A 25428-nucleotide genomic window follows, 5' to 3' on the forward strand; every position below is an offset into this window, starting at 1 on the left:
ACTCCCATACGATTAACATATCTCAAGTTCGGAGGATTCTTTTTATGGATATTAGACAGCTTAAATATTTTATGGCTATCGCTGAGGAAGGGCAGATTACTTCTGCAGCCAGAAAGCTGCAAATGGCTCAGCCTCCGCTCAGTCAGCAGCTTAAGCTGCTTGAGGAAGAACTAGGCGTCAAGCTTGTAGATCGAGGTCCGCGCAGTGTACAACTTACCGAAGCAGGAGCCATTTTGCGTGACCGGGCTCAACAAATTCTGGAGCTGGCTGATTCCACTGCCCGGGAGCTCAATGATTTTGTCAAAGGCTTAAAAGGAACTCTCGCCATTGGCACTGTCTCTTCCTCAGGAGCGACCCTGCTCCAAGATCGACTATGTGAGTTTCACAAAACGTATCAAGGCGTTAAATTTGAAATCCATGAAGGGAATACCTTCAGAATCATCGACCTTTTGAACAAGGGCATTGTCGAGATTGGCATTGTCCGGACACCCTTTAATGCTACAAATTTAGAATGTCTTTACACACAAGCTGAGCCTATGATTGCCGTAATGACTCCAGAGTATGACTGGAAAACAGATGAAAACTTCGTTGAGATCGGTGAGTTAAAAGATAAGCCGCTCATTATCTACCGCCGTTTTGAGCAGCTTATCCGGGAAACCTGTCTTGAGAATGGTTTTGATCCGCTAATTTTCTGTATGAATGATGATGCGCGAACAACACTGCTCTGGGCAAATGCTGGTCTCGGCATCGGAATTATCCCCAAATCCGCTTTCGAATTAACGAGTAATCGTAATTTGATCTATAAAGAAATCAGTAGTGAGTCGCTTCGCACGCGGGTCGCCGCCGTCTGGATCAAAGATAAATACTTATCATCACTAGCTTCCAAGTTTATTGAAAGCTTTAAGAATGGTTAAACAACAGGCACGTTACTATATATGTAGCGATCGCACCGAAGAACTCTATTATTCTATGAGTATCTTGCCATTCTCGGCGAACGCAACGTTCAATTATACGGAGATTACTTCCCGATTCGCTTCGACTACTTGGATACGATAGAGGGTGACAATTTATCTTGCCAAGTCCATCCTAAGCAATCGTATATTCGAAGTGAATTTAATGAATTTATGGAGCAGCAAGAATCCTATTACATTATGGAGAAGCAAGGAACATCCCATGTCTATTTGGGATTAACGGATACTTGCACCGAAGAAAATTTCTATCAAGCGGTGAAGGCAGCGCAGGAAACGGCTATTCCTATCCCATTAAAAGACTATGTAAACGAGTTTGAAGCTGAAAAAGGCGACCTATTCCTCATTCCAACAGGTACAATGCATGCATCAGGAAAAAATAATCTTGTCCTCGAGATTTCATCAACAACATGGTGGTTTACGTTTAAAATCTATGATTTCTTGCGCAAAGGAATGGATGGTAAACCTCGTCCGATTAATATTGATCACGCCTTTCCGAATATTGATTTCTATAAGAAAACAGCGTGGGTGCAGGAGAATTTAATCGCTAAGCCCGTACTATTACAATCCCAAGGTCGCAACCAAATGGTGGAACTTGGTCAACGAGAGGATCTACTTTTCTATGTACACCGATTACATTTAACTGATAAATGGGAAGATCATACGGATCACCAAATGGTCATGTTCAATCTCGTAGAAGGTGAGAATTATATCCTGCGACAATGAATCCGTCTCAGTCGAATTCCGGTATGCGGAGTCCTATATCCTGCCTGCTACATTCGGTGCCTATCGAGTTGAGAATTTAGGTAGCCAGCCTTGTACGCTCATAAAAACTGGGGTATCCAAATCTTGGGATGTGAGCTTCCTTGAAGACTAAATTCGTTATCGCACTCGACGTTGGCGGGACCTTTATCAAGTCCAGTCTCGTCATGAATGGCTGCTCCATTCAAGCTTCTCAATTCCAAGTCCCTTCGCTTGCAAGTGAGGATGCCAGCACTACGCTCCAGCAATTCATGACGATCATGCAATACCAATATATGTTTGGAACAACAATATCGAACGATTTATCTGCTGCAGTGTTCCACAAGAACGTTTTATCTCTTTAACACTCGGCACAGGGCTGGGCTCTGCTTTCATTGATCAAGGAAAAATCCGAATTGAGGGTGAGGGAGTTCCTCGTAATGGAGAGCTCTATGATAGGCCTTATCGCCATACAATGATCGATGAAGTGTTCTCCCGTCCTGGTATTCTACATGCCGCACAGGAACGTGGATTTTGGATAGAAGGCATGGATGTGAAGGAGCTCGCTGATCTGGCAAGACAGGGAAACCTCGCCTATCAACAAGTATTCGAAGAATTTGGTTCGTGTCTAGCTGAGATGCTTGATCCCTATATCGTGGGCTTTGGAGCACAGCGACTCGTGCTTGGCGGACAAATCGCGAAAAGTTTTGATGTATTTGGACCTGCGCTCGAACAGGGACTACTACCACATCATCTATCTATTTATACATCTGAGCATGTTATAGAGAATACGTTCAAAGGTATTGATCAATTATTCTCATAAAAAATGGAAGGTCGGCTACCCATTATTTGAGTAGCCGACCTTTCATACTATCATACGTTATTTACCGTACTCTATAATCATTTGAGGATTATTAGTCATTCTGAACGTAGTCATTTGCGAATAACCTGATTCAATACGGATTGGTTCTCCGCAATAGTTCCCCCAGCCTAACGCTGGGTAATACCAGCCTTGATTGATAATAAGCTGTGCTATGATTTTTGCAGGAATGGTATCATTCAGAATTTCGAATGCCTCGATGACAACTTCCGCTCCCTCGTAATCGAAGGGGACTCCAATGGTAATCTTATGGTACGCGAGTGGAAGTTCTCTGCAAGTAAATCGTTGTTGGTACAGTGGCATACCAATATCACTATGTGTACCAATGATATGCTTGGGCTGATCATCTACGTGAACATGCATCGTTCCACCAGTTTTATGTTTCTTATACATGAACTGAACGCCTGTACCGTAAAATGAGAATTCAATGGTAGATCCCGGAGTATTCGAATGCCACACCGTACCTATGATAGCTTTTGAATCTTGTAGGTGCTGCCATTCACCCTTATAGGTTAATGAATCGGTATCCGCATAACTAACTAATGTAGGCGGTTGATACATATAAGCTATTCGAGCAGCCTCGTTTCCGTTGGATTCTACGCGTAGAGTGGCGTCCGTATCTGCTAGGCCAACAGCATAGAAGTGAATATACTCTCGCATCGTTTGGAAATCATTAGTAACTATTCCTTTAGTAGAATCTTCTTTACGTTCCAAATAATAGTTGCGCATATCGTCTTTCCATTCCCACGCAGGTTGCTCTCCGTAAACATCTGGTTGTTCATCACTAGCTTTACGAACCCGGTTGGCACGCCCGGTAAGTCTCCCTATATGATTCTCAGGATAAACACTGAATCGTCCTGATTTCTGCCATTCCACATAATCGATGTGCTCAGGCATATCGATTGCTACACCAAGTTCTTGTATCTCAAGCTCAAGTTCAACATTGTCCACCGTATAGCGAATTTCAAATTTACCACTTGCGAACAGCTTCTGAACAAATAAAACTTTTATGCCTAGTGTGTAATGACCAGTAGTTGTGACTACAATCTGCTGGTCATTCTCGCAAGTTTCTACATGAATGGAACCTGGAATCCAATGACCAAGCTCGACACCAGTCAAATTCAAATGCGGGCCACCTGTAAGTATGACTCGGTTTTGGAAAGTTGCTTGAGAGAGCACCGCTGATTCTTTGCAATATGTGAAAGAAACCATGTTGTTACGAATGAGATATTGCTCATCCGTTTCTTCGACCTTTAATGCTTCATACTGGGCATCACAGAATATGAACTTTCTTGTTGCAATTGGGAGCAGATATTCATCTACGACTATCCCATCCGATGTTTGAAACTGTAAATGTATGCGCTCTCGATCGCTCCAATCTCGTGCTGGAAGTTCGAGTTGCCCACTTGAGTATGGCTTAATATCAGGTCCATAGAAAGACGGTTGAGCAATAATTTGCCCATCCACGTGAATGCTGTAGCAAATGTTCACTTCATTCAGGTTAGTGTGATTGAACCAGTTACTAATTGAGATGACGAGTGGGGCATATCCTGGATTCCCTACGGTGCCTTCCATAATCCGAATTGGGGAGTAGGCTTTCTTAGTCATCCAATATTCAGGCTTTTGTCTGCGCCAGACATCACTCATATTCCCCCATTCTCCGTAACCTGCGGCAGTACCAATTGAATGCTGTTGATGTCGTTCGGGGACACCTTCTGGCAGGAAGAATATATCATCAATATTAGCCCACAATGCACCACCAAGCGCACCATGCGTATTTACAATTTTATCCCACATCTTATATACACTCTCACCCCAGAAGTTGCGTACGTTATTGTCTCGTTCAAGTTCCTCGATGTTATAACAAGCGATATGTGCATATTCATCATGAATAACAGGGGAAGAATAGTTAATTACGATATCTTTCTCAGACACCCCATAAGTGACTAAATGATAATCCATATCATTTGTATAATCAATATAATGTGCGCTGTAAATATCGGTTGTACTGCCATCCTCAACTAAGAACGGATAACTGAATTTAGTTGGCCGAGTCGTCTCCTCTTGCTGAACGTACTGCAGTTGTCTTCTGAATTTATCCCCTTCCTCATTAGCGCGCCAGCCACTCTCATTAGCTAATGACCATATTATGACGCTAGGATGAGAACGATCACGTTCTATCATTTCTGCTAATTGATTCATATACCATGGTTCGTCATCCCGCCATGGTCCAGGTCCATTTGCATACTGGAAGTTAACGGCTGTTTCTTCCTCTACATACATGCCAAGCTCATCGCACGCCGCAAGAAACTCCTCCGATGGTGGATAGTGGGAGGTTCGTACGTAGTTAACATTTTGCTCTCGTAGCAATATGACATCCTGTATATCCATTTCTGGTGTTGTTGTTCTACCGAGCTTTGGATGGATACTATGGCGGCATGTGCCTCTTAATTTAATTCGTTCTCCATTAATGTAGATTTCTTTCGGATCTGTCCCGTTCTTTCCTGCGAAGCAGATTTGTCGGAATCCAACCTGTACTTCAGCTTGCTCGATCAATTGATGCTCATCGTCAAATAACTTGGCATGTAGGGTGTATAGATAGGGCTGCTCAGCATTCCATTTCTTTGGGTGTTGAATGTTGAAGGATATATCGAGGTGTTGTTGCTCAGGCTCAAAAACGATAGAGTGCTCTTCAAGTGTTACGAGGGATTGTTGTTGGTCTGTTAGCTCAAGTTGAACATAAACAGCTTTAGCTTGATGGAGTGCGGCACCTAGTGATACCTGCAAAAACGCGTTATTGTAAGCGGTGTCAAATTCAATGTCATAATGAAATCTAGTAAGATGCGTCTTAGGTACTGCAATAAGCTCTATCGATCTTAGAATCCCACCAATATTATGATGAGCGTATTTGCTACCAATTGAAGGGTCCCATATGTCATCGATGAATTCAACGACGATAGTAGTAGCTTGCCCAGCGCGGATCTGATCCGTAATATCACAATCCCATGTCGTAAATCCACCCTGATGATCACGGTTATACAAACCGTTTATCCATACCTTAGCTTTGGAATATATACCATGGAACCTTAGGATTACATGCTTTCCATCATAATCTTCTGGAATCATAAAAGAAGTTGTGTAGTAGTATGGTGTGTCATTTTCGATATTATAGCCTTGCATAGCAACTTCACCAGGAACAATGATTTCATGCCAATCATAAGAATCGAGGTTTTGTGCCTCAATATGTTCAGTTGAGAGTGGATTCATACTGAAATACCATTGATTCTCAAGACATGTATTGAGACATATCACAGGATCTTTCGTGCCCGAAGTATAGGTAGGCTTCGTAATTATTGTAGGTCTTTTCCATGCTGTCGAATTGTTTAGTACTGATGTTGCCATGATCATGCTAATTCAACCTCCGAACATAGATTGATGGATGCCTAGCGTCAATATCATTCCAAAATGGACATAGGAAGAGAACGAACCGCAGTCGTCTTCCTATGTCTTTCAGATGCAGGATTCGTCCAATTTTGACTATACAGTCTTAATCTTGATCGTTTTTATTTCATAAGGTGTAAAGGTCAGTTGCCAGCTGTCCATTAACATGACTTCTTCTTCCAAGGCATTCGATACATACACCGCTTGATGTGGATACGGCCACTTCAGCTCGATCGTCTCACGACCTCCAGCGGATTCATACATACGAAGAATGATGCCATCGCCATCCTCAGCCCATTTGACCGTCTCCAAGACAACATGCTCACTTATAAATGGAAGCAACGAACAACATCGATCCCATACATTCGTGCTCGGTAGCTCTGTAGCATCTACCGTGGACACTGCAATATAAGCAGGTGGATGATTCAGCTCTGCTGCTGCTCGAAGTGTGTGTCCTTGGCGCCAATCACCGGCATGTGGATACAGTGCATAGGTGAACTCATGATATCCCTGATCTGCCGATATATCCGGCCATCTTGGCGCACGTAGCAAGGAAAGACGAATCGTACTTCCTTGGGTATCATAACCATACTTACAATCATTCAGCACACTGACACCATAGCTATGCTCAGACACATCAGCGAAGCGATGACCACATACTTCATATTGCGCTTGATCCCAGCTTGTATTGCGATGTGTATTCCGCTCTAAAGCACCGAACGGTATTTCATAAGTGGCTCGACTTGTTACAACATCGAGTGGGAAGCCCACCTTCAGCAGCTTATGAGCTTCCTGCCAATCCACCTTTGTTCTAAACTCAATGCGAGCATGATGATGATATAGAACCATCTCCTGCTCAATCGTGGATTGTCCTATACGCCAACGGAAGCCTATAACATCAGCAACAGCTCCTGAGCTGATTAGCTTCTTCTCTAACAGAAATGCCTCTCCAGCAGACTGTTGCTCATAGCGCGGATCAATGTCCCACGCATCCCATAGCGTCGGACGATCATGGAAGAAATGGAACTGATTCGCCCGTTCACCCGCCTTCACAATCTCACGATTCGCTTGTTTATCGAATAAGCTTATGATTTCTCCTTGTTCATTGAAGCGTATACAATAGTAGGCTGTCTCCCACACATCAAGCAGCGCTGGTAATACTTTCGGCGATTCTGGCACTACAGTTACTTCATTTTCACGTACTAGAATCGTATTGTAGCCCATTGCCGGAACATTCGGTACACGAATTCGAAGGATCTTGGTCGTTCCATAGGTACTAACTTCATAATCCAATGATTCTCCATCCGTAGTCACGATCGATAAGCGATGCCATTCAATATTCGTAACACCTTGATCGATAAGATCCTGGGTAGTCAGCTCTAATACACAATCACGGCTCCAGCCCAAACTATTCAATACAAGGAACGGTGTTCCTCCCATCGTCCCTTGGATCTGAATATTTGCTGCAATGGCTGCCATCCCGGTCTGTAAGCTTGCTGTCCCACGCTCGAATATTTCCACATACTCTTTCATCGATGTCTCATACGTTTCTGTAATGGCAGAACCCGGAATAATATCATGGAACTGATTTAATAAAATCAACTTCCATCCCTCATGTAAATCATGCTGTAACGTCTTTGCTTGTTCTGAGCTCAGCGATGATCGCGCCAACGTAGACCATAACTCTGCTTCACGATACAGAACCTCAGCCTTCCGATTATTACGTTTGTTACGCCCATGTGTCGTATACGTACCTCGATGTAATTCAAGATACAGGTCACCGTACCAGCTCGGTAAATTTGGATTTGCTTCGGAAATACCCGTGAAGAATGCCTCCGCGCTACTAAATTGAGATGAGGGCTGACCGATCATGAGATCCGAGCGATGAATATATTCGAGCATCTCACGCGTGACACCACCACCGCCATCCCCATGCCCATACAATAACATTTGTTCCGGATGCTTAGCTTTCTCTTTATAAGATTGCCAATGTTCATGAACATCCTTCGGCTGCGTATCCTCGTTTACCCCATGGTTGCAATACGATAGCATTGGCGTTCCATCAATGCCTACCCAATAAAACAAGTCATACGGAAATGGGTTCGTATCATTCCAATTCAGCTTCGTCGTCATGAAGTAACGCATGCCACCATGCTTCAAAATTTGCGGTAATGATGCACAGTAGCCAAAGGTATCCGGTAACCATTCTATAAAGGATCGCTTTCCAAATTCCTGCTGATAAAATCGTTGACCGTAGAGCATTTGCCGCATCAATGATTCACCACTTGGTATATTGAGATCCGGCTCCACCCACATGCCACCGACAAGCTCCCAGCGGCCTTCACGAATTCGTTCTTTTACACGCTCATATAACACTGGATCATTCAACTTCAAATACTCGAAGAGCAACGGCTGACTCTGTGCATACCGATATTCAGGAAATTCATCCATTAAAGCATTTACAGTTGAGAACGTCCGACTCGTCTTACGCACTGTCTCACGACATGGCCACAGCCATGCAATATCAATATGAGATTGTCCTACCATATGGATGACACCTTCGCTATTGCCACCGATCTGTCTTATTTGTTCGACAAGGTGGTGTTCAACTGAAGCTGCGGCACCGCCTGCAATCTTCTCTTGTGATAGCAAAGTAAATGCATCCATAGCTGTATATAGAGCTTCCATCACGCGAGTACGACGAAAATCTGACGCTGGTAGCAATTCCGCAGCATTCATAATGACGCTCACAGAATACATCAACGACTGCACTGTTGTGTTCACATAGACTAGCGTGCTATGAATCATGCGAATGGGAGCATGGATGGTCGCTTGCTTGTTTAACGGATCTACAGGCTCCGGTACAGCATCGAACAGTTCAATCTCCACTTCGATTTGTTTGCCAACCCGTGCTGGTATCTTCACAAATGGATGATTTCGATCCAACCCCTGAAATGACTGCCCGTTAATACGAAGCAGTCCTTCTCCACCTGATCCAGAGGTGAAATATAAGCCTACTGCGTCCTCAGCCCATTCGTTCGGAATGGATAACGTCGTACGCAGCATATACGTTGTACCTTGTTTGCTTGGGAATAAATCAAAGGCTTCGCTTCCTACAAAAGCGCGTTCCTCCGAATATTTACCCGGTAAAATATATTCTGTTGATTGTACGTCCCAGTCTTTAATGGGGATCGATTCGAGCCACTGTCGTTCAGATAACTCTCGAATGAACCGTTGTATTCTAATCATTAATAATCCCCCTGATCGTTCGTCCGCTTCATCGCACTCATTGTACAACCTGTAAATCGATGGACAATGTTTGCTCTACATTCGAGCCCATATAAAGTTCAAATCGACCCGGCTCGACGATCCACGTTAAATCTGCTGAGACAAATTGCAGCTCCTGTGATGAAATAGTAAAGTGAACGGTACGCTTCTCCCCAGGCTCCAAATAAATTTTACAAAAGCCCTTCAGCTCCTTATCCGGGCGTGATATCGAACTAACACAGTCCTTGATGTACAATTGCACGACCTCGTGTCCAGCCATATCACCCGTATTCATCACATCCACTGAAACCGTACACGTACCATCAACAGAAATACTTGGTTGATTCAATTGTATATTGTCATAGTGAAAGCTCGTGTAGCTAAGCCCATACCCAAATACATACTGCGGATGGAAATCCGTCTCTAAATATCGATGCCCACGCGAACGCTTCTTATTATAGTACACAGGTAATTGTCCCAGATGCTTCGGAATGGATAGCGTTAATCTTCCTGATGGGTTGTAGTCACCAAACAGGATATCCGCAATCGCATGACCGCCCTCTTGCCCTGGGTACCATGCCTCCACAATCGCATCAGCATGCTCATCAATCCATGGCTCAACAATTGGGCGACCATTGATATACACAACAATCAGCTTCTTGCCTAAACTGTGAAGCTCCTGCAACAGCTCGAGCTGTACTCCACATAAATTCAGTTGGGCACGATCAAAGCCTTCTCCACAATCCATATCACTTAGCATAAACGTATCGGTAATGACCGCAGCCCCAGTCTTCAAATCAATCGTACCTTCTCCAAAATCACGTGCACTCGATCCGCCTACAACAGCAATAATTGTCTCTGCTGAAGCCGCAGCTGCGATCGCCGCTTCGAATCCTTCCCGAGATGGGTCCTTCACTCGACAGCCTGGTGCATACACAACCTCACTAAAGCCTGAACACTTCGCGCGAACGCCATCCAACACGGTAACAATCTGCTCCCGCTCCTGCGGTGACGTATAATCGCCTAACTGGTTATACATATTGTTCGCGTTCGGTCCAATCACGGCGATCTTGCCACGGGATGGAGATAACGGTAATGCCTGTTCCTTATTCTTCAGTAACACAATGCCTTCGCGTGCAGCTTGCCGAGCCAATTCTCGATGAGAGGATTGACCAATAACCTGCTCTGCCAACGCTGGATTCACATAAGGACGTTCGAATAATCCTAATTCAAATTTCAAGCGCAAGATTCGCTCCACCGCAAGATCTAGATCTGACACCGCGATCAATTGCTGATCAAGAGCAGATTGTAGATATTGGCCAAAGGTCTCACCGGACATCTCCATATCTACGCCCGCTTTCAATGCTAGGCTGGCCGCTTCCTCTTCCGTCTCACAGATTTGATGACCATGTCTGAGCTGGCTCATCGCTCCACAATCCGTGATGACGAAGCCGTCAAAGCCCCACTTGTCACGTAAAATATGCGTCAACAGCTCTTTACTAGACGTACAAGGTACCCCATCAATTTCGTTATAGGCCGTCATAATGGATTTGGCTCCTGCCGCAACCGCACGCTGAAAAGGAAGTAAATCCTTCTCCATCAGCTCACGCATGCCCATACGTACGGTATCCGCATTACGCCCACCATCTGGACTACCATAAGCTACAAAATGCTTCAAGGTTGCAAGAATGGTATGATCCGTATTTAACGAATCCCCTTGCAACCCTTTCACCGCAGCTATTGCCATTTCACTAATCAAATAAGGATCTTCACCAAAGCATTCCTCTGTCCGCCCCCATCGCGAATCACGTGTCACGTCCAATACAGGAGAATAGGTAGCTGCTCCCCCTTGTGCACGAGTCTCTACCGCTACAGCTTGACAAACCTGTCGGAACAACTCTGTATTCCAGCTACTTCCTATGGTCAGTGGTACAGGGAACACCGTGTTCCCTATGGCCATATGTCCATGGGAGCATTCCTCACCAAATAGAATTGGAATGCCCAATCGCGTATGCTCCATTGCATATCGCTGAATAAGATTAGTAACCTCTGCCCCTTCCCGCGGGGACAACCCTGTTTCGAGTGTGACCTCTGTCCATGGATCTGCTCGAAGCACACCATATAGTGAACCGACTCCACCATTGGCAATAGCGTCTTTAAATGTATCCGTGAGCTGAACATCTCCATTGAGTTTTGTATATGTCTTCCAGCCAAAAGGCTGGAGAAGCTGTCCAAGCTTCTCCTCCAGCGTCATTTGGGCCAACAAATCAGCAACGCGCTCAGCAATTGATAACGAAGGGTTTTTATAATCCATTCGATATATACCTCCAATCTTGTTGAGCTAGTGTTGGCGCCACGCTAGAATACCTGCATTCATCCCACGGCATGCATCCATGGAAGCATCCGGTTTGCTATAGTTCTCGCCCCAAGTGATGAAATATCTAAATTCATAGAAACCACCCAATGTCGCAGAGAAATTAGTTTCCCAATAGTTATTCATCACCCAAGCGTACAAATGAGCTGGATCCTGCTCTAGCTTCTCATCACCGTTAAGCAATCGATACCCATGTTCTAGCGAACCTAGCTGAATTAATGGAGTATCTGGCATCGCGATCACAACGCCTTGCGATTCGGAAACATATACAGCTCCTTCTCCAACCGCTGTGTAATCTGCTAAGCTGCCTGGTAATTGATCCTTCCGCATCCGTGTCAACGCATCCATCTTATCCACCCATAAGTCATACTTATCCGTTGATAATGAGCCACCAAAAGGAAGTGAAACATATAAGTTTTCAGGCTTCCATACGCTCTCTTTATGCATACGTACGGCCACATCCACACGTGGACGATCCGCGTATACTGTTAAGAACAAGGAATAATGCTCACAGCCATCCACCTTATAGGTCAATTGAATAATGCCATACACCGGACCTTGCGTAATGAGCTCCGCACTAATTAACTCGCCCGTTGAAACGATCGCATCCGGTCCCTTCCGATTACGGCCCATCAGACGACGCACCTCGGTCATTTCTCCAACCTTCGTTGCAGGTGTAACATCATAGACTGGCGTAAAAGCTGCGTGCTGGCGATCAGCTCGAAGTAGCTCTTTTCCTGTCGTTTTATCGACCCACGAGGTGATCCCTTCGCCCTTTTTCCACGTGATGTGTACAAATGGAGTTTCTACATAGGAAGATGTCATGCGGAAATTCTTCACATCATGCGTAACATCCAGATCCATCACGCGATCGGATGCTAAATAATCGTTCATAAAAGCGGTTCCGATACTTGGTTTCACGGCGAAGATCTGAAGTACTCTCTCTTCACTTGGCTGCAATGTTACCGGAATCGTTACGATCACACCTCGAGATGCCAGACGAAGCTGTGCTGGAATGACCTCATTCGTCGTAATATCACGCACCTCGAAGCCATTCTTGATCTCATCGTGATACCATCCTTCGAGAATGAGATGCGCATAATCTTCTTGTACGAAATGATATGGATTATGAATTTTAAACTTCATAGGGCGCCCAGGAGCAAGTAATGCATCGCCCTTCGCCTCAAGAATGTCATACAACGCACGATGCGCAATCGTACTTGCATTGGCAGCAAAGGCTTCCTTCCGCAAGCCTAATTCCTGAACGAACGGATTCCAAGGCTCGGAAATGGATGAATGATAGCCCCATGTATGCTCAGCAAACATCGTTAACTGATATTCCATCTCCTTCATCGTCTCCGATGTAACGATTTCACAGTTCGGATCCAGCCTTCTAACCTTTTGATATACACGTTGTGCTTCACGGAATACTTGTACATGCTTCGGTGTTGAACCTACGCCATCCGTCCACCAGTCTGGCCAATCTCCACGATACACAGGAATATCTTCCGCATGCTGCTGTGCATGAGCACGAACTTCATCGAAGAAATCATCTAAAGTTGCCATCTGAATCTCAATATTTTCGCCGTGCTTCGCATTCCATTGACGAATGAAGGTCATCGTCTCCGCATTCGGTGGATTGTTATCCGTTGGTAGCCCTGAGAACATAGCCGGGAAGAAGTTAAAGGCATAGCCATCCTCTTGCAAACGCTCAATGTAGCGAAGTATACGCTGTTCAGCAATCTCGAATGTGGCGCCATGACTCATATCAAATTCATCTTTGATCGTATATTTCCCGCCCATACCAGGTACAAGCCCCAGATCATTACCGAATACATAATGCTCCCCACTCCAGGTCAGCAAGCGATCACCGGAAGGCATTTCCCACCAGAAAGGCTGCTGCTTCTTCCAGCAAGGAAACATTCCGTGATGGGTATGAATGCAGGTAGATAAATTATGAATACCGGCATCTAACAATGCCTGACCATACCCCCAGCTGAAGCCGTTAATGTCTGCAGTCATCGCTGATGTAATTGGAGCTTCAATGGAATATCCAAAATCTCGTACACGGGCAATCATCGATGTGAACAAATCTTTGCCGATTAATTCCGTCATATTCAAGTACGTACCGGACAAGCCGATATCACCACGCTTAACTCCGGCTACGAACTCTTCCTTTTCTTGCTCCGTTGCCCGACTCAGGAAGGTTTCGATAGGCCAAAACGTTTCACATACCCACTTAAACCCCTCCCATTCAGGTCGACTACCGGATTGAATTTCACGCAAAATGTGAAGCACCTGCCGGATAAAGTCTACATGATATTGTTGGATCTTCTCCTGACGCTCTGTGTAGCCGATATCGGTATGGGAATGATGAATCGCATAAATTTTCCAAGGTTTTGTGTTAGTCATCTTTTATTCTCCTCTACTTGGTGCTCATATCGATTTATTAAGAACAACAGTTACGATCTCGGCCGCCTTTACTTCAAGCTGGATGACAGCGTTTGAATCGGCCGTAAGCGCTTCCTCATGTGATTCGAGTATATTGCTTTTATACGCCTGACTATAGTTCATACGAGGTTCGAAGGCTAAAGTCGTTGGTGAAGTGGTCATGTTGAACCAACGAATCGCAAGATCACCCGTTGCTTCAGCTACCTTCACGGAAGAGAGCTGCATGTCATTTCCACTCGCCTGCAACCATTGATGTTTCGGCTGAAGACTACCATTATGAATATCTGTCGATACAGTCATCCATGGTATTTGATATTGATAGGCAAGCGCATACGCTTCTTCAGCTACCGCAGAACCATGTGGAATAATCATGAGCTCCGCCTGAGCAGGACCTAGACATTGTGCTTCTGGTGTGTAGAAGACGCCCCAATCTCCAAGCTCACCTGTGCAGCGTAGCAATGTAACGGCAATCGTATTCCGTCCATCACGTAACACTTCGTATTCATTTAACCCTTTATTAGCGATGGTTAAGCCCGTCACGTCGTCCTTCACACTAACGAACGCTTGCTGATGTTGACTATTGTCTGGGTTCGTCCACTCACTCGAAGGTTCTGTGCTTCGTGTTGCGATCTCAAACATCGAATCCGCCTGATGTACATCGCTGACGAGATCCGTTGGGAACAGCATTCTGATGCGATGATCCTTCGCTTGATTATCGAAGGAGCTCTTCACTTGAAGTCCCTTACTATATTTCTCAAGCGTTACAGTCGTTGTTATATGGAGCTTCACGGTTTCGGTTGAACGTCCAGCCTGACGACTCGGGAACCACACGATGCCTTGCTGCTCTGCTGCGAGCAATTCATCCGCACTTACTGGAATGTCCCAATCATGAACGATTTGTACCGTACATGCGTATGGCTGATCGGATACGATAGAAATATCAGCTATAAGCGCTTCTGTCGTCAATACGTTCGTATTCTTCGGCTGACAATACATGTATTCATTTCCGATATCGCCGCTATTCTCATAAATACCGAGACCGCGATATACTTTACCATTTGCCTTATCCGTTAATGTGATCGAGCCATTATCTTCAATCCGTGCAGCAATAAACTCATTCTCTAGCGTCCGTTCATGAAGTAGCGAGCTTTCCTTTATTTCAGAATGTGGTCTCTCTACTTCATCCTTCATCCAGGCATAAACTTGATGACCATTTGCAGGAACTGCTTCGACATGAAGCTCTAATCGAACACGTCGTGAGAAATACGGCTGACGAAATTTATCATCAGGCAAGTCATAACCGAAGTGGAGCCCCAGATCGGTTAGCTGATATTCTAGCTGACGCCCATCATGATCAATCACGCGATGAGGATGAATCTCGTGCGATGTCATCTGATTACGCATCTTCTCGATCGTTTCGCCTTCCCGGAAATAGATACGAGCAATATCCAGCTCCACCGTAACTACCCCACTGCGGTCAAGGCCTGTCGTATTAAACACAATGAATGGACATGCGTGATCCCCGTATTCAGCGAAGCATGATGTATCCACATGATTTGCGATCGACTCCATACTGTTCTGTACAATAGATTCTGTAACGTGACGACTCTTGTCGAATCGCGTTACCATCTCACGATGTACCTCATCCACACTACAACCACAGATGCTATCATGCGGATGATTCTGCATGAGCGTCTTCCATGCATAGGTGAATAAGTGATGTGGATACGCATGTCCCAATTGATGAGCATAAGCAGATAACGGCTCAGCAACTTTCTCAAGCAAAGTCTGACCCTGCTGATTCATTTGCTTCAAATATATACGGGAGGAAGCCGTATTCACTAATGTTCCCCATCCATCTGTTCGCTGACTTCTAAGCTCCCCTTGGACGGTTGATAATTCACAATCTAGTGAACGATGCAGTGCATTCAAATAATCGTTAAAATTGGAGTGAATAAACTCCGTATCGGGATAGAGCTCGCGTGCTGTCCGAATGGCTTCCGGCAAGTCCAGCTGAGCTGGCTGATGATCACAGCCGTTCATATACAGTAGCTCGCTCGTCGATGCATATTTCTCCGCATCCGCTAGCTTCCGATCCCAATATGCCTTGGCTTCTACAGAATCTACTGGGACTTCATTTCCATTTGAATACCAATTCGCAAATAGAATACCGAGTACCTTGGAGCCATCAGGACCTTCCCAGATCAATTCGGAGTAAGACGATTCATAATCTCCATCCGATACCTCATTGTTGAAGCCCGTCGGCTTCACACCACGACCGAAGAAGGCGTTCTGAATACCTGACTGCTGCATCAGCTGTGGTGTCTGTCCACACAACCCGAAGGTATCAGGAAAGTATCCAATTTTGGATACTTCCCCATACTTCAGCGCATCTTGATGACCGATCTGCATATTTCTTACATTGGCTTCACTACTGGTGAGGAACGCATCCTGCAATATATACCATGGACCAATAAGGATTCGACCATTTTGAATATGACGCAACAGCCGCTCCTTCTGATCCGGTCTAACTTGAAGATAATCCTCGAGAATGATCGTCTGCCCATCCATGAAAAAGCTACGAAATTCTGACTCCTCGTCCAACCGATCTAGTAAACTATCTACCAATTGAACGAGACGAACATGATGCTTCTCATAGGGTAAATACCATTCACGATCCCAGTGCGAATGGGAAACGATATGTGCCGTTCTTTTCTTCGTCATGCCATTGCTCCCCCTTTCACTACAAGATACCTTCCTGCATCGCCTTGTACACGAGTTGAGAGAACAAGCTATTTGACCAAGCAAACCATTTTCTTGTGAAAATCGTTGGATCGTCAGAATGGAATCCTTCATGCATAAAGCCTGTATCCGCATCCGTCTTCTCCAGTAACTCGATCATCGCTAGCTTCTCTTCCGCTGTCGTTGCTGTGAGCCCTTGCATAGATAATGACAAATGCCAGACATATCCTGCCGGTGTATGTGGACTACCAATACCTTTTGCTACTTTACCTTCAAAGTAATAAGGGTTTTCCTTGGATAACACAAATCTTCTCGTGTTCTGATAGATTTCATCCTCCGTTGTGCAGTAGCCCAAGTAAGGAATCGAAATCAATCCCGGCGTTCCCGCATCATCCATGAGACAGTGGTTACCATAACCATCCGTCTCGAAGGCATAAATCGGTCCGAATTCCGGATGACGATAAATACCGTATGTTTTGATCCCATGATCGATATCTGCTTCTAAATCCTTCAGCTCTTGCAAAAATTCCATATCACGGAATACCCACTCCGCAAATTCCTGCATTTGGCGAAGTGTAACCACCGCGAACATATTCCCTGGAATGTTGTAGTGGAATTCGCATACATCATCGCTTGAGCGGAAGCCTGACCACACCATTCCTGTATAGTTGACAGGCATTCCAAGGCCTTTATTCCTTAAGGAATCCTCAGGAATACCGTTATTTCGAGTGAAGCGGTATGGCGATTCTTCAAAGTGACGCTGTTCTGTAATGAACAAGTGATACATGATACGCATAGCTGATTTAAACCCAGCATCGAAAATATCTGTAATCCCTGTTTCCTTCCATAGCGCATAGGCAAGCCGCATTGAGAAACATAAGGAGTCAATTTCAAATTTACGCTCCCATACCCAAGGGGACATGTCTGTTATATCCGTCGTATTCCAATGCCAATCATTCGCAGATTCATTAAATGCATTCGCGTATGGATCAATATGAATGTACTGTATATGACGCTTTACTAAGCCTTTAAGAATGCGTTGAAGATCTTCGTCCTCTTTGGCAAACGGTACATAATGAATGACCTGCTCTACCGAATCCCGTAACCAACAAGCTGGAATGTCTCCTGTGATGACAAAAGTCGTTCCATCCTCTTTTAATTTCGTCGTCGTTTCCAAAGTATTCGGGAAGCAGTTCTTAAATAGCTGAAGTAGCTTCGGTCGATGTGCAAGCTTCTCTTCTGCTTCTTGTAGAACTTCTTGAATCGATTGTGGCAAGTTTAAGGATGGCATCGTAATTTTGGGTAATCTAAACTGTTCCATTGATAAGCTCCTCTACAATTGAAATTCTGTCATTGCATCTGATGATGTCGTTACAGCGGATACTTATCCATATAGTCCAGCAGCTCATCCACTGTTGTAAATGCCACGCCTGTTACGGTATCGGCACAACCATAGTAAATGGCAATGCGACCTGTCTCGCTATCTGACAATGCGGCACAAGGGAAAGTGACATTCGGTACATCTCCTACACACTCATACAATGTTTCTGGTCCAAGAATGTAATTCCGTGATCGTGCGAGCACCTTCCATGGTTCGTGTAGATCTAATAATGCCGCGCCCATACGATATACGAACCCGTTACATGTATTAATGACACCATGATAGATCAACAACCAACCACGATCGGTTTCAATCGGAACCGGCCCTGGACCAATTTTCTTCGATTGCCATGCGGATGCATCTGAATTAATCGTCCCCATCACATAACGATGTTTACCCCAATACGTTAGATCTGGACTCTCACTAAAGAAAATATCTCCAAATGGCGTATGGCCTGTATCACTTGGACGGCTTATCATGGCATACTTGCCATTTATTAAGCGTGGGAAGAGCACTCCATTACGGTTATATGGCAAGAAAGCGTTTTCCAATTGATGAAATGTTTTGAAATCATACGTATAAGCAAGACCAATCGTTGGTCCATGATACCCGTTACACCATGAAATATAATATTTATCCTCGATTTTGCACACGCGCGGATCGTAGCGATATTCCCGCTTCGTTACATATTCGTCACCTTCGAATTGGAGCGGTTGCTCATTAATTTCCCAATGTAGCCCGTCCTGACTAAAGCCAGCGAATATATCCATACTTACGGATCTAGAGTCACAGCGGAACACCCCTGCAAATCCACCTTCGAACGGAATCACCGCAGAATTAAAAATACTGTTCGAGTTCACCTGTGCATCACGCTGAATAATCGGATTTTGAGTATACCGCCACACTGGGGCATTATAGCCACTCGGCTTATCCTGCCACGGCATATTTGGTAGTGCCTCACCAATAATTTTGCTCATTTCCTAAACTCCTCCCACGTCTTTGAATGTAGTCTACGGCCTGTCCTCAACGATTGAGTCCAACCTTTCCCCCATACTGTAAATGATAATAAAGCGCATTAAAAGTCTATTTATTCGTAATCTAACGTTTGTTGACTAGGAAATCATGTTTGTTAACTAATTGAATGGGGCGCATCATTTCAGTCTCTCGTTAGGCCTGCATACATCGCATCCAGCAGTGTATGTGTCTTGTCGCAGCTGTACTCCCAGAACATCGCACCCGCAAGCTTTTCACGTTGGACATATTCACATTTATGTGTGATCGATTCCACGTCATCATAGGAAATAAACGTATCTCCATTAAATAAATGTGGCGCTTTGGCCTCATCATCCCAATGACGTGTGAACCCATTCTTGTCGATATAATAGGCTAGAAGTTCTGTATATTCCGGACCATAACCTCCTGTTGTACCCGCCATTTGTAGAAATCCATCATTCCTGTTCGGCACCTGCTTCCACATCCGGGAATAGAATGCTACGCCAATGACGATTTTCTCTCGAGGTACACCTGCCTGCATGAACATATTGACGGATGCTTCTGTACTAATTCGGAACAAATCTCCCGTTGAATTGTACAGATTGGTGTGATGTCCCGTTAGAATCTGGAATCCTCCACGCATATCGTAGGTCATCAATTGAACAAAATCTAAATATTGTTGTACTTGATCCATCTCTGTACCATCGATATAATATTGATCTGCTCCTGCAGCGATCGTAAGCAAGTAATGCCTGCCCTCAGCTGCACCTTTCATATCTAACGCTTCTCGAATGGTCTTCAACAGCAGCGTAAAATGACGTTTATCATCCGGAGACGAGGCAATATTGGCTTCACTGTAGCAGGGATATTCCCAGTCCAGATCGACACCATCGAATGGAAGTTCTGTTACTACTCGTACAGCCGAAGCTGCGAATTTCTGACGTCCTTCTTCGGTAGATGCCGCCTCGGAGAAGCCCCCATTTCCCCATCCTCCAACAGAGAGCAGCAGCTGTACGTTCGGATTCATCGCTTTAATCTCGTGCAACTGGTTCGTATATTGCAAATGTGCCGTTGTAATCTGATCATCCAACACATAACCGAATGCAACGTTCATATGCGTCAGCTTCATCACGTGGTCGCGCGTTAGCTCAGGTAATTTGGAATCACTCACGTAGCCTGCTACAATCATTTGTTGATCCATCCTTTCACATCCTCGATAAAATTTGCATCGCTTCCTTACTGGCTGCAATCTTATATCCCGAAGACATATAACGAATCTGATCATCACGATCTAGAATCATCAGATGTGGGAAGCCCGCTTCACTCGATTGGGCCACTGTAAACAATTCAGGTAATAGATGATACGTTGAATCACGTACAAATAATGTCCTTGCTGGAAGATTCGGATAATCGGCTGGTTGAAATGAAGTTGTCCATTGCTTGTCACCCACCACAAGAATGATAGGAGCATCTATCATATCGAACTCATGCTTCAACTCCGACAGCTCGCGAAGCAGATGCTTCGAAGGCTCCCGTTCCGGTTCCAGCCATGCGACATAGGCGCCTTGACTGCCCAGAAACTCAGCGAAGATCTGCTCCGATCCATCCCATGTAGCTAGCTTCTCGAATCGATCTACCTTGCCATACACGGGAATGTCCTGCGTAGCTTGACGATACTTCATAACCAGCTTCGTCTCTTCGACTTCTGTCATTTCAAAATAGGTGAGCTTGGTCAGCACGGTTCCATCCTTCAAGCGAATCCCCGTCGTCAGACGATATGCTCCCTGCTCCATCTCAAGGGGCGTATCATACAGGTTATTGGCGCCGTGCGGGTAGCTTAACGTTTTATAAAAACCGTTCTCCAGACGAGCGATCGTAAAATTCTCATAGTATGCAGCCGCTGGCTGGTCTGATGCTGCATCCTGATCACGAAGAATAATTAGAGTTCCGTTCGCTACTGCTGCCTCATTTCCAACTATACCTTTCGTAAATGGGGCATCCACAAAATGACCATTCACCATAAATTGCGGCTTAGCCTCAATGGGATGCAGTCGCGCTGGAATGCCTAGGCTACGACATATAGATACGAACATAATATCGAGAGAGCTACGATCTCCTACACGCAGTTCGAAAGTTCCAACAGCAGTACCCTTCCCTTGCAAATTCGGTAGATCATTCCATATATCCCACGCTTCATCGATGAATTGAACAAGCTTCGTTGGGTCCTCACGGAACAATTCCACTTCTTCTGAAGTGAAGGCTTGTTGGAAAAATGTACGATACGGTGTAATCATCTCGTAATGAACGCGAGGACACAAAATGTAGGGAATGAAGACGTCCTCCGTGAGCTCACCACGAACAGCAAGCGCACCAGCTACATGATCTATAAGGGTTGGAAGGAATGTATCGATGAGATCCTTGTCATGAACACACTCCAATAATCGTAATGCCCATTCTCCATATAGAGGTGTTGCTTTACTTAGATAAGCTGCGATCTCAGCACTATTGCCACGTGCTGTCTGAAGTACGTTCCATACTCGATCCGCTGATAGATCAAGCGATTCTCCGAGCTTCCTCGCAGCTTCTTCATTCAAGAAGGTCGCTTCATAATGTGCACGAATCGCGATTCCTTCCTCCAAACGCTTATTGTGTCGCTCTATCCGTGCCTCGGACAAGTCCTCCATGACCTCGCCTTCATGCGCTGGTGGTGGAACCATATCATAGTCAACGATCGTTCCTACAAGTGGCTGATCCTCTTGATTCAATACAAGCTCAATGTGCTCACAATCAGCCATGGATATTTTCATTTCTCCCCAAATGCCGTCCTTCGCTGCACGAATGATGAGGTCACCAAGACCTGTCTTGAACGAAGCTTCCCCCTGTGCATTAGACGGAATGCTGGCAATTGGGTAAAATTCCGCCATGTTATATAACTGGAATTGCACCTCTGCAGCGTGCACGGGCTGTCCGTATGCATCTTTTACATGTACCGTAATTGTCTTCGTAGGCGCATAATTTTCTAGTACATTAATTTCAGTAAACCATTCATCTGCGAGTGTAATATCTTCGGGTCCTTCATAATTCGCGAAAATACGTGTGTTAATGAGCATGGCTCGGCGCGCTGGTGGGCCAAACCATCCTTGATTATGACGCGCTTCCGGCTCACAAGCCCCAATGAAATACCATTCACCATCAGCCCATGCCTCCACCCATGCGTGGTTATCGTCACAATGCGCCCAACGCGGGGTATACACTTGACGTGCAGGGATCCCGATACTACGAAGCGCTGCTACAGCTAGCGTAGATTCTTCCCCACAACGACCGCGTGCATTTCGCATCATCGTTAATGGTGAAATCGTCCGCAGATCGCTCCCAATGTACGTCGCCACTTCGTGGCACCAGTAATTGGCCTCTAGAATCGCTTCCTTCATGGGAAGATTACGTGTTCGTTCCGCTAACTGTTCATGAATAATATGGCGATGCTCTTCAATGTTCTCAGTATTCACTCGATACGGTAGCACGAAATGTAAAAATAAATGATCAGGTACTTGCCATGGCATATCGCGGCGAATCTGCAGCATCGTTCTTACATAATTGAAGAAAAGCTCCCCGTTATAATCCGCCAAGTCATTGGCTGGCATATACGCGAAGAGTAGCTTTAATGCCCAAGCTTCTTCTGCCGTTAGCTCGTGCTCGAATACATGGAATAGCTGCTGCTCACGTGATCTGGCGAGCTGCTTCTTGGCCTGAAACTTCTGCTCAATGAACGCTAAGGCTTCCTGCGACAATGAAAATACTGAGGTAGGGGTCAACATGGTCATGAATGATTACTCCTTCCACAGTAAGCCGTCTTCGCGAATATATAGGCGAGCGGTTCCATCGGTTGTTAGAGCTGAGATATGGAATGATTTACTCGTTATCTCCATGTGAGGCTCAATGCTCCAATCATCTTCACCTCGCAGCAGCTCGAACGTTGCTGCATAGTGTCCATGTGCTTCAAAATAATTACGTTCACGATAATACAGCTTACGGAGCTGCCATTTCACCAGTTCATCCGTAGGCATGTCGAATGACTGCGGGCCATCAACACCTACGAACATCACATAACCCCATAGCTCTGGATAATGCATATTGATAATCCCCTGAGGTGACCATACCCAGTTGTCTTCCGGATAAGGCTTTCCAGTATCCGGGTTCATAACCTTGTGGTACTGATCGTCCACAACCTCAGTCCGCCATTCAACACGAGAGAAATTAACACGCCAGAATTCACCTGCAACAGGTGGTTGTCTATTCGCAGCACATTCTTTCAAACTACGCCATGGCATGGCAACTTCAATCGTCCATTTCCGATGATCAGCATGCGGGTTATTTAACTCCCCCTCGATATGAATAGCTGTTTTCAGACCTTGGATATCCCATCCATTAATTGGAGGTCCCCCGTCACGATATGGTTTCACAAGCAGTAAGTCCCACACCGTGTTCAAAGCGTTAATCTCAAACTCGTAATATTGATGTGAATCCCCTGTTGGATCGATAAAGATCTCAAAATCATTATCATAGAAAATAACGGAATCACGTTCAGTCAGCGTGCCCCAGATCTGATCCTCCATCAGCTCTGCACCAAAGTAAAAATACTCATCATCCCATAGCATCTTTACACGTGTCTGCTTCGCGGGTAGCGGACGTTGGTCCCCTTCAATATCTACGAAATCATCCGTCCATGTTGCATGCTGCCAAAAGGGCTTATCCAGCTTTCCATCTAAGACAAGCGACTCCGTCGCTCTTTTGCATAAATAATGCTTAGGCGCATATGTCACAACTTGCGGTTCTGGTACTCCACTTCGGTTCATCATCATTGACCTCTCCCTCCCTTCGGCATTTAGTTATGCGTAACAACAGTGCCAGCTCCACCGTACATCCTAACCTCTTCATCAAATTCCAGCTTAAGCACGCTTACCTGCTCATGCGTTTCCGCTGGTGTCATATGAATCCAAGTCGTTCCCGGAATATCGAACCAGGGTACACCACCATGAATTTCGTGAGTCAGCTCTTTGCCCGAGTGTAGTACCGTAATTTTCTTGATCGGATTGCATAGTCCCTTGAGACAGATATTCTCCTTCGGCGCATCGTAGACGAATAAATATAAGGTCTTCTTGTCCGCGGATAAGGTACTCCCACCCAGATAATAGCGTGTCATAATCCCATCCTGCGTACCGTAGATTGCCTCCTCATGTGCACGAATCCAGTCACCTAGTCCCAGAAGAATGTCCTCCTGTCTTGGATCAATGGTGCCATCCTCCATCGGTCCAATATCCAGCAACATATTTCCGCCCATACTGATGCAATCGCAGAACATGCGGATAATTTGGTTCAAGGATTTATATTTATGATCATCGTGGACATAGCCCCAAGATGTATTAATGGTCGTACAGAATTCCCAAGCGCCTTCTGGGCGAGTAATGGGAATGCCTTGCTCTGGTGTCTTATAATCGCCATGCCCTTGCAAGCGTGAGTTGATAATCACATTCGGAGACAAGGATCTCAAATATTCCTTGAATGCTGGCAGCCCCCACTGTTCTGCACTACGCTCCCAGTCACCATCGAACCATAATAAATCGACAGTACCGTAATTCGTCATGATTTCACGTAGCTGATTATTGTTAAACGTGAGGAATTTCTGCCATGTCTCTTCATCCTGTATGCCATCTACCGGACTTGAGAAACGATTCACCTGACTCAAATCAGCCGGTACGATACCACTCTCGAATACGGAAGGATATTCGGGATGAGACCAGTCAATTAAGGAATAATACATGCCTACATGCAGACCACGTTCACGGATCGCATTGGACCATTCTTTTACAATATCCCGCTTGGCTGGTGTCGCCTTCATGACGCTCAAATCACTGTACTGCGTATCGAACAACGCAACACCATCATGATGCTTGGTTGTAAGCACAGAATATTTTGCACCTGACCTCGCAATGATATCTGCCCAATGCTTCGCATCGAATTTGGACGCTGTAAAACCATCCAACTGCTTCATATACTCCCCATGTGACATTTTCCCGTTATAAAACGACCATGATTCCGCTACACCTTGCACCGCATAAATCCCATAGTGAATGAAAATTCCTAGCTTTGCGTCCGTAAACCATTGTTGCATCTGCTCTTCCTCCCATAGTTC

General features: G+C 45.2%; 15 protein-coding genes. 4 read left to right on the forward strand and 11 right to left on the reverse strand.

The window, feature by feature from the left end; translation table 11 throughout:
- Positions 1-44 precede the first annotated feature (44 nt).
- The 4 genes from NYE25_RS08590 (at position 45) to NYE25_RS08605 (ending at position 2532) form a co-directional block, all read left to right on the forward strand.
- A complete protein-coding gene (locus NYE25_RS08590; protein WP_076286242.1) occupies positions 45-914 on the forward strand; it encodes a LysR family transcriptional regulator in 870 nt (289 codons plus the stop codon).
- Between the two features lie 210 nt (positions 915-1124).
- Entirely contained in the window at positions 1125-1694 is a 570-nt protein-coding gene (locus NYE25_RS08595; RefSeq protein ID WP_341145704.1) for a hypothetical protein, read from the forward strand.
- Positions 1695-1834: 140 nt separating this feature from the next.
- The gene (locus NYE25_RS08600) at positions 1835-2074 is read left to right on the forward strand and encodes a hypothetical protein (protein ID WP_341145705.1); all 240 of its coding nucleotides are present in this window, start codon (positions 1835-1837) and stop codon (positions 2072-2074) included.
- 29 nt (positions 2075-2103) lie between these two features.
- Positions 2104-2532 carry an ROK family protein gene (locus tag NYE25_RS08605; protein ID WP_341147705.1) on the forward strand — a complete coding sequence of 143 codons (429 nt, stop codon included), beginning with the start codon at positions 2104-2106 and terminating at the stop codon, positions 2530-2532.
- A 57-nt stretch (positions 2533-2589) separates the two neighbouring features.
- Here the strand turns inward: NYE25_RS08605 and NYE25_RS08610 are convergent, their stop codons facing one another.
- The 11 genes from NYE25_RS08610 to NYE25_RS08660 form a co-directional block, all read right to left on the reverse strand.
- Complete coding sequence (locus NYE25_RS08610; RefSeq protein ID WP_341145706.1) at positions 2590-5997, reverse strand: glycoside hydrolase family 2 protein; 3408 nt, start codon at positions 5995-5997, stop codon at positions 2590-2592.
- A 129-nt stretch (positions 5998-6126) separates the two neighbouring features.
- Entirely contained in the window at positions 6127-9279 is a 3153-nt protein-coding gene (locus NYE25_RS08615; RefSeq protein ID WP_341145707.1) for an alpha-mannosidase, read from the reverse strand.
- 37 nt (positions 9280-9316) lie between these two features.
- Complete coding sequence (locus NYE25_RS08620) at positions 9317-11611, reverse strand: glycoside hydrolase family 3 N-terminal domain-containing protein (RefSeq protein WP_341145708.1); 2295 nt, start codon at positions 11609-11611, stop codon at positions 9317-9319.
- A gap of 27 nt (positions 11612-11638) precedes the next feature.
- Positions 11639-14083, reverse strand: coding sequence for a glycoside hydrolase family 38 N-terminal domain-containing protein (locus tag NYE25_RS08625; RefSeq protein ID WP_341145709.1), 2445 nt, complete (start codon positions 14081-14083; stop codon positions 11639-11641).
- A 24-nt stretch (positions 14084-14107) separates the two neighbouring features.
- Entirely contained in the window at positions 14108-16846 is a 2739-nt protein-coding gene (locus NYE25_RS08630) for an alpha-mannosidase (protein ID WP_341145710.1), read from the reverse strand.
- Positions 16847-16865: 19 nt separating this feature from the next.
- Positions 16866-18185, reverse strand: coding sequence for a glycoside hydrolase family 125 protein (locus NYE25_RS08635; protein ID WP_341145711.1), 1320 nt, complete (start codon positions 18183-18185; stop codon positions 16866-16868).
- Between the two features lie 50 nt (positions 18186-18235).
- A complete protein-coding gene (locus tag NYE25_RS08640; RefSeq protein WP_076300575.1) occupies positions 18236-19222 on the reverse strand; it encodes a glycoside hydrolase family 130 protein in 987 nt (328 codons plus the stop codon).
- Positions 19223-19401: 179 nt separating this feature from the next.
- Positions 19402-20439, reverse strand: coding sequence for a glycoside hydrolase family 18 protein (locus NYE25_RS08645; protein ID WP_341145712.1), 1038 nt, complete (start codon positions 20437-20439; stop codon positions 19402-19404).
- A gap of 4 nt (positions 20440-20443) precedes the next feature.
- Complete coding sequence (locus NYE25_RS08650; protein ID WP_341145713.1) at positions 20444-23059, reverse strand: transglutaminase domain-containing protein; 2616 nt, start codon at positions 23057-23059, stop codon at positions 20444-20446.
- Positions 23060-23065: 6 nt separating this feature from the next.
- Positions 23066-24091: a carbohydrate-binding family 9-like protein gene (locus NYE25_RS08655; RefSeq protein WP_341147706.1), complete on the reverse strand. Its 1026-nt coding sequence runs from the start codon at positions 24089-24091 to the stop codon at positions 23066-23068.
- A 29-nt stretch (positions 24092-24120) separates the two neighbouring features.
- A complete protein-coding gene (locus NYE25_RS08660) occupies positions 24121-25407 on the reverse strand; it encodes an alpha-L-fucosidase (RefSeq protein ID WP_341145714.1) in 1287 nt (428 codons plus the stop codon).
- Between the last annotated feature and the right edge of the window lie 21 nt (positions 25408-25428).

Source organism: Paenibacillus sp. FSL E2-8871 (assembly GCF_038000345.1).
In the GTDB taxonomy this organism is placed as follows: domain Bacteria; phylum Bacillota; class Bacilli; order Paenibacillales; family Paenibacillaceae; genus Paenibacillus_AQ.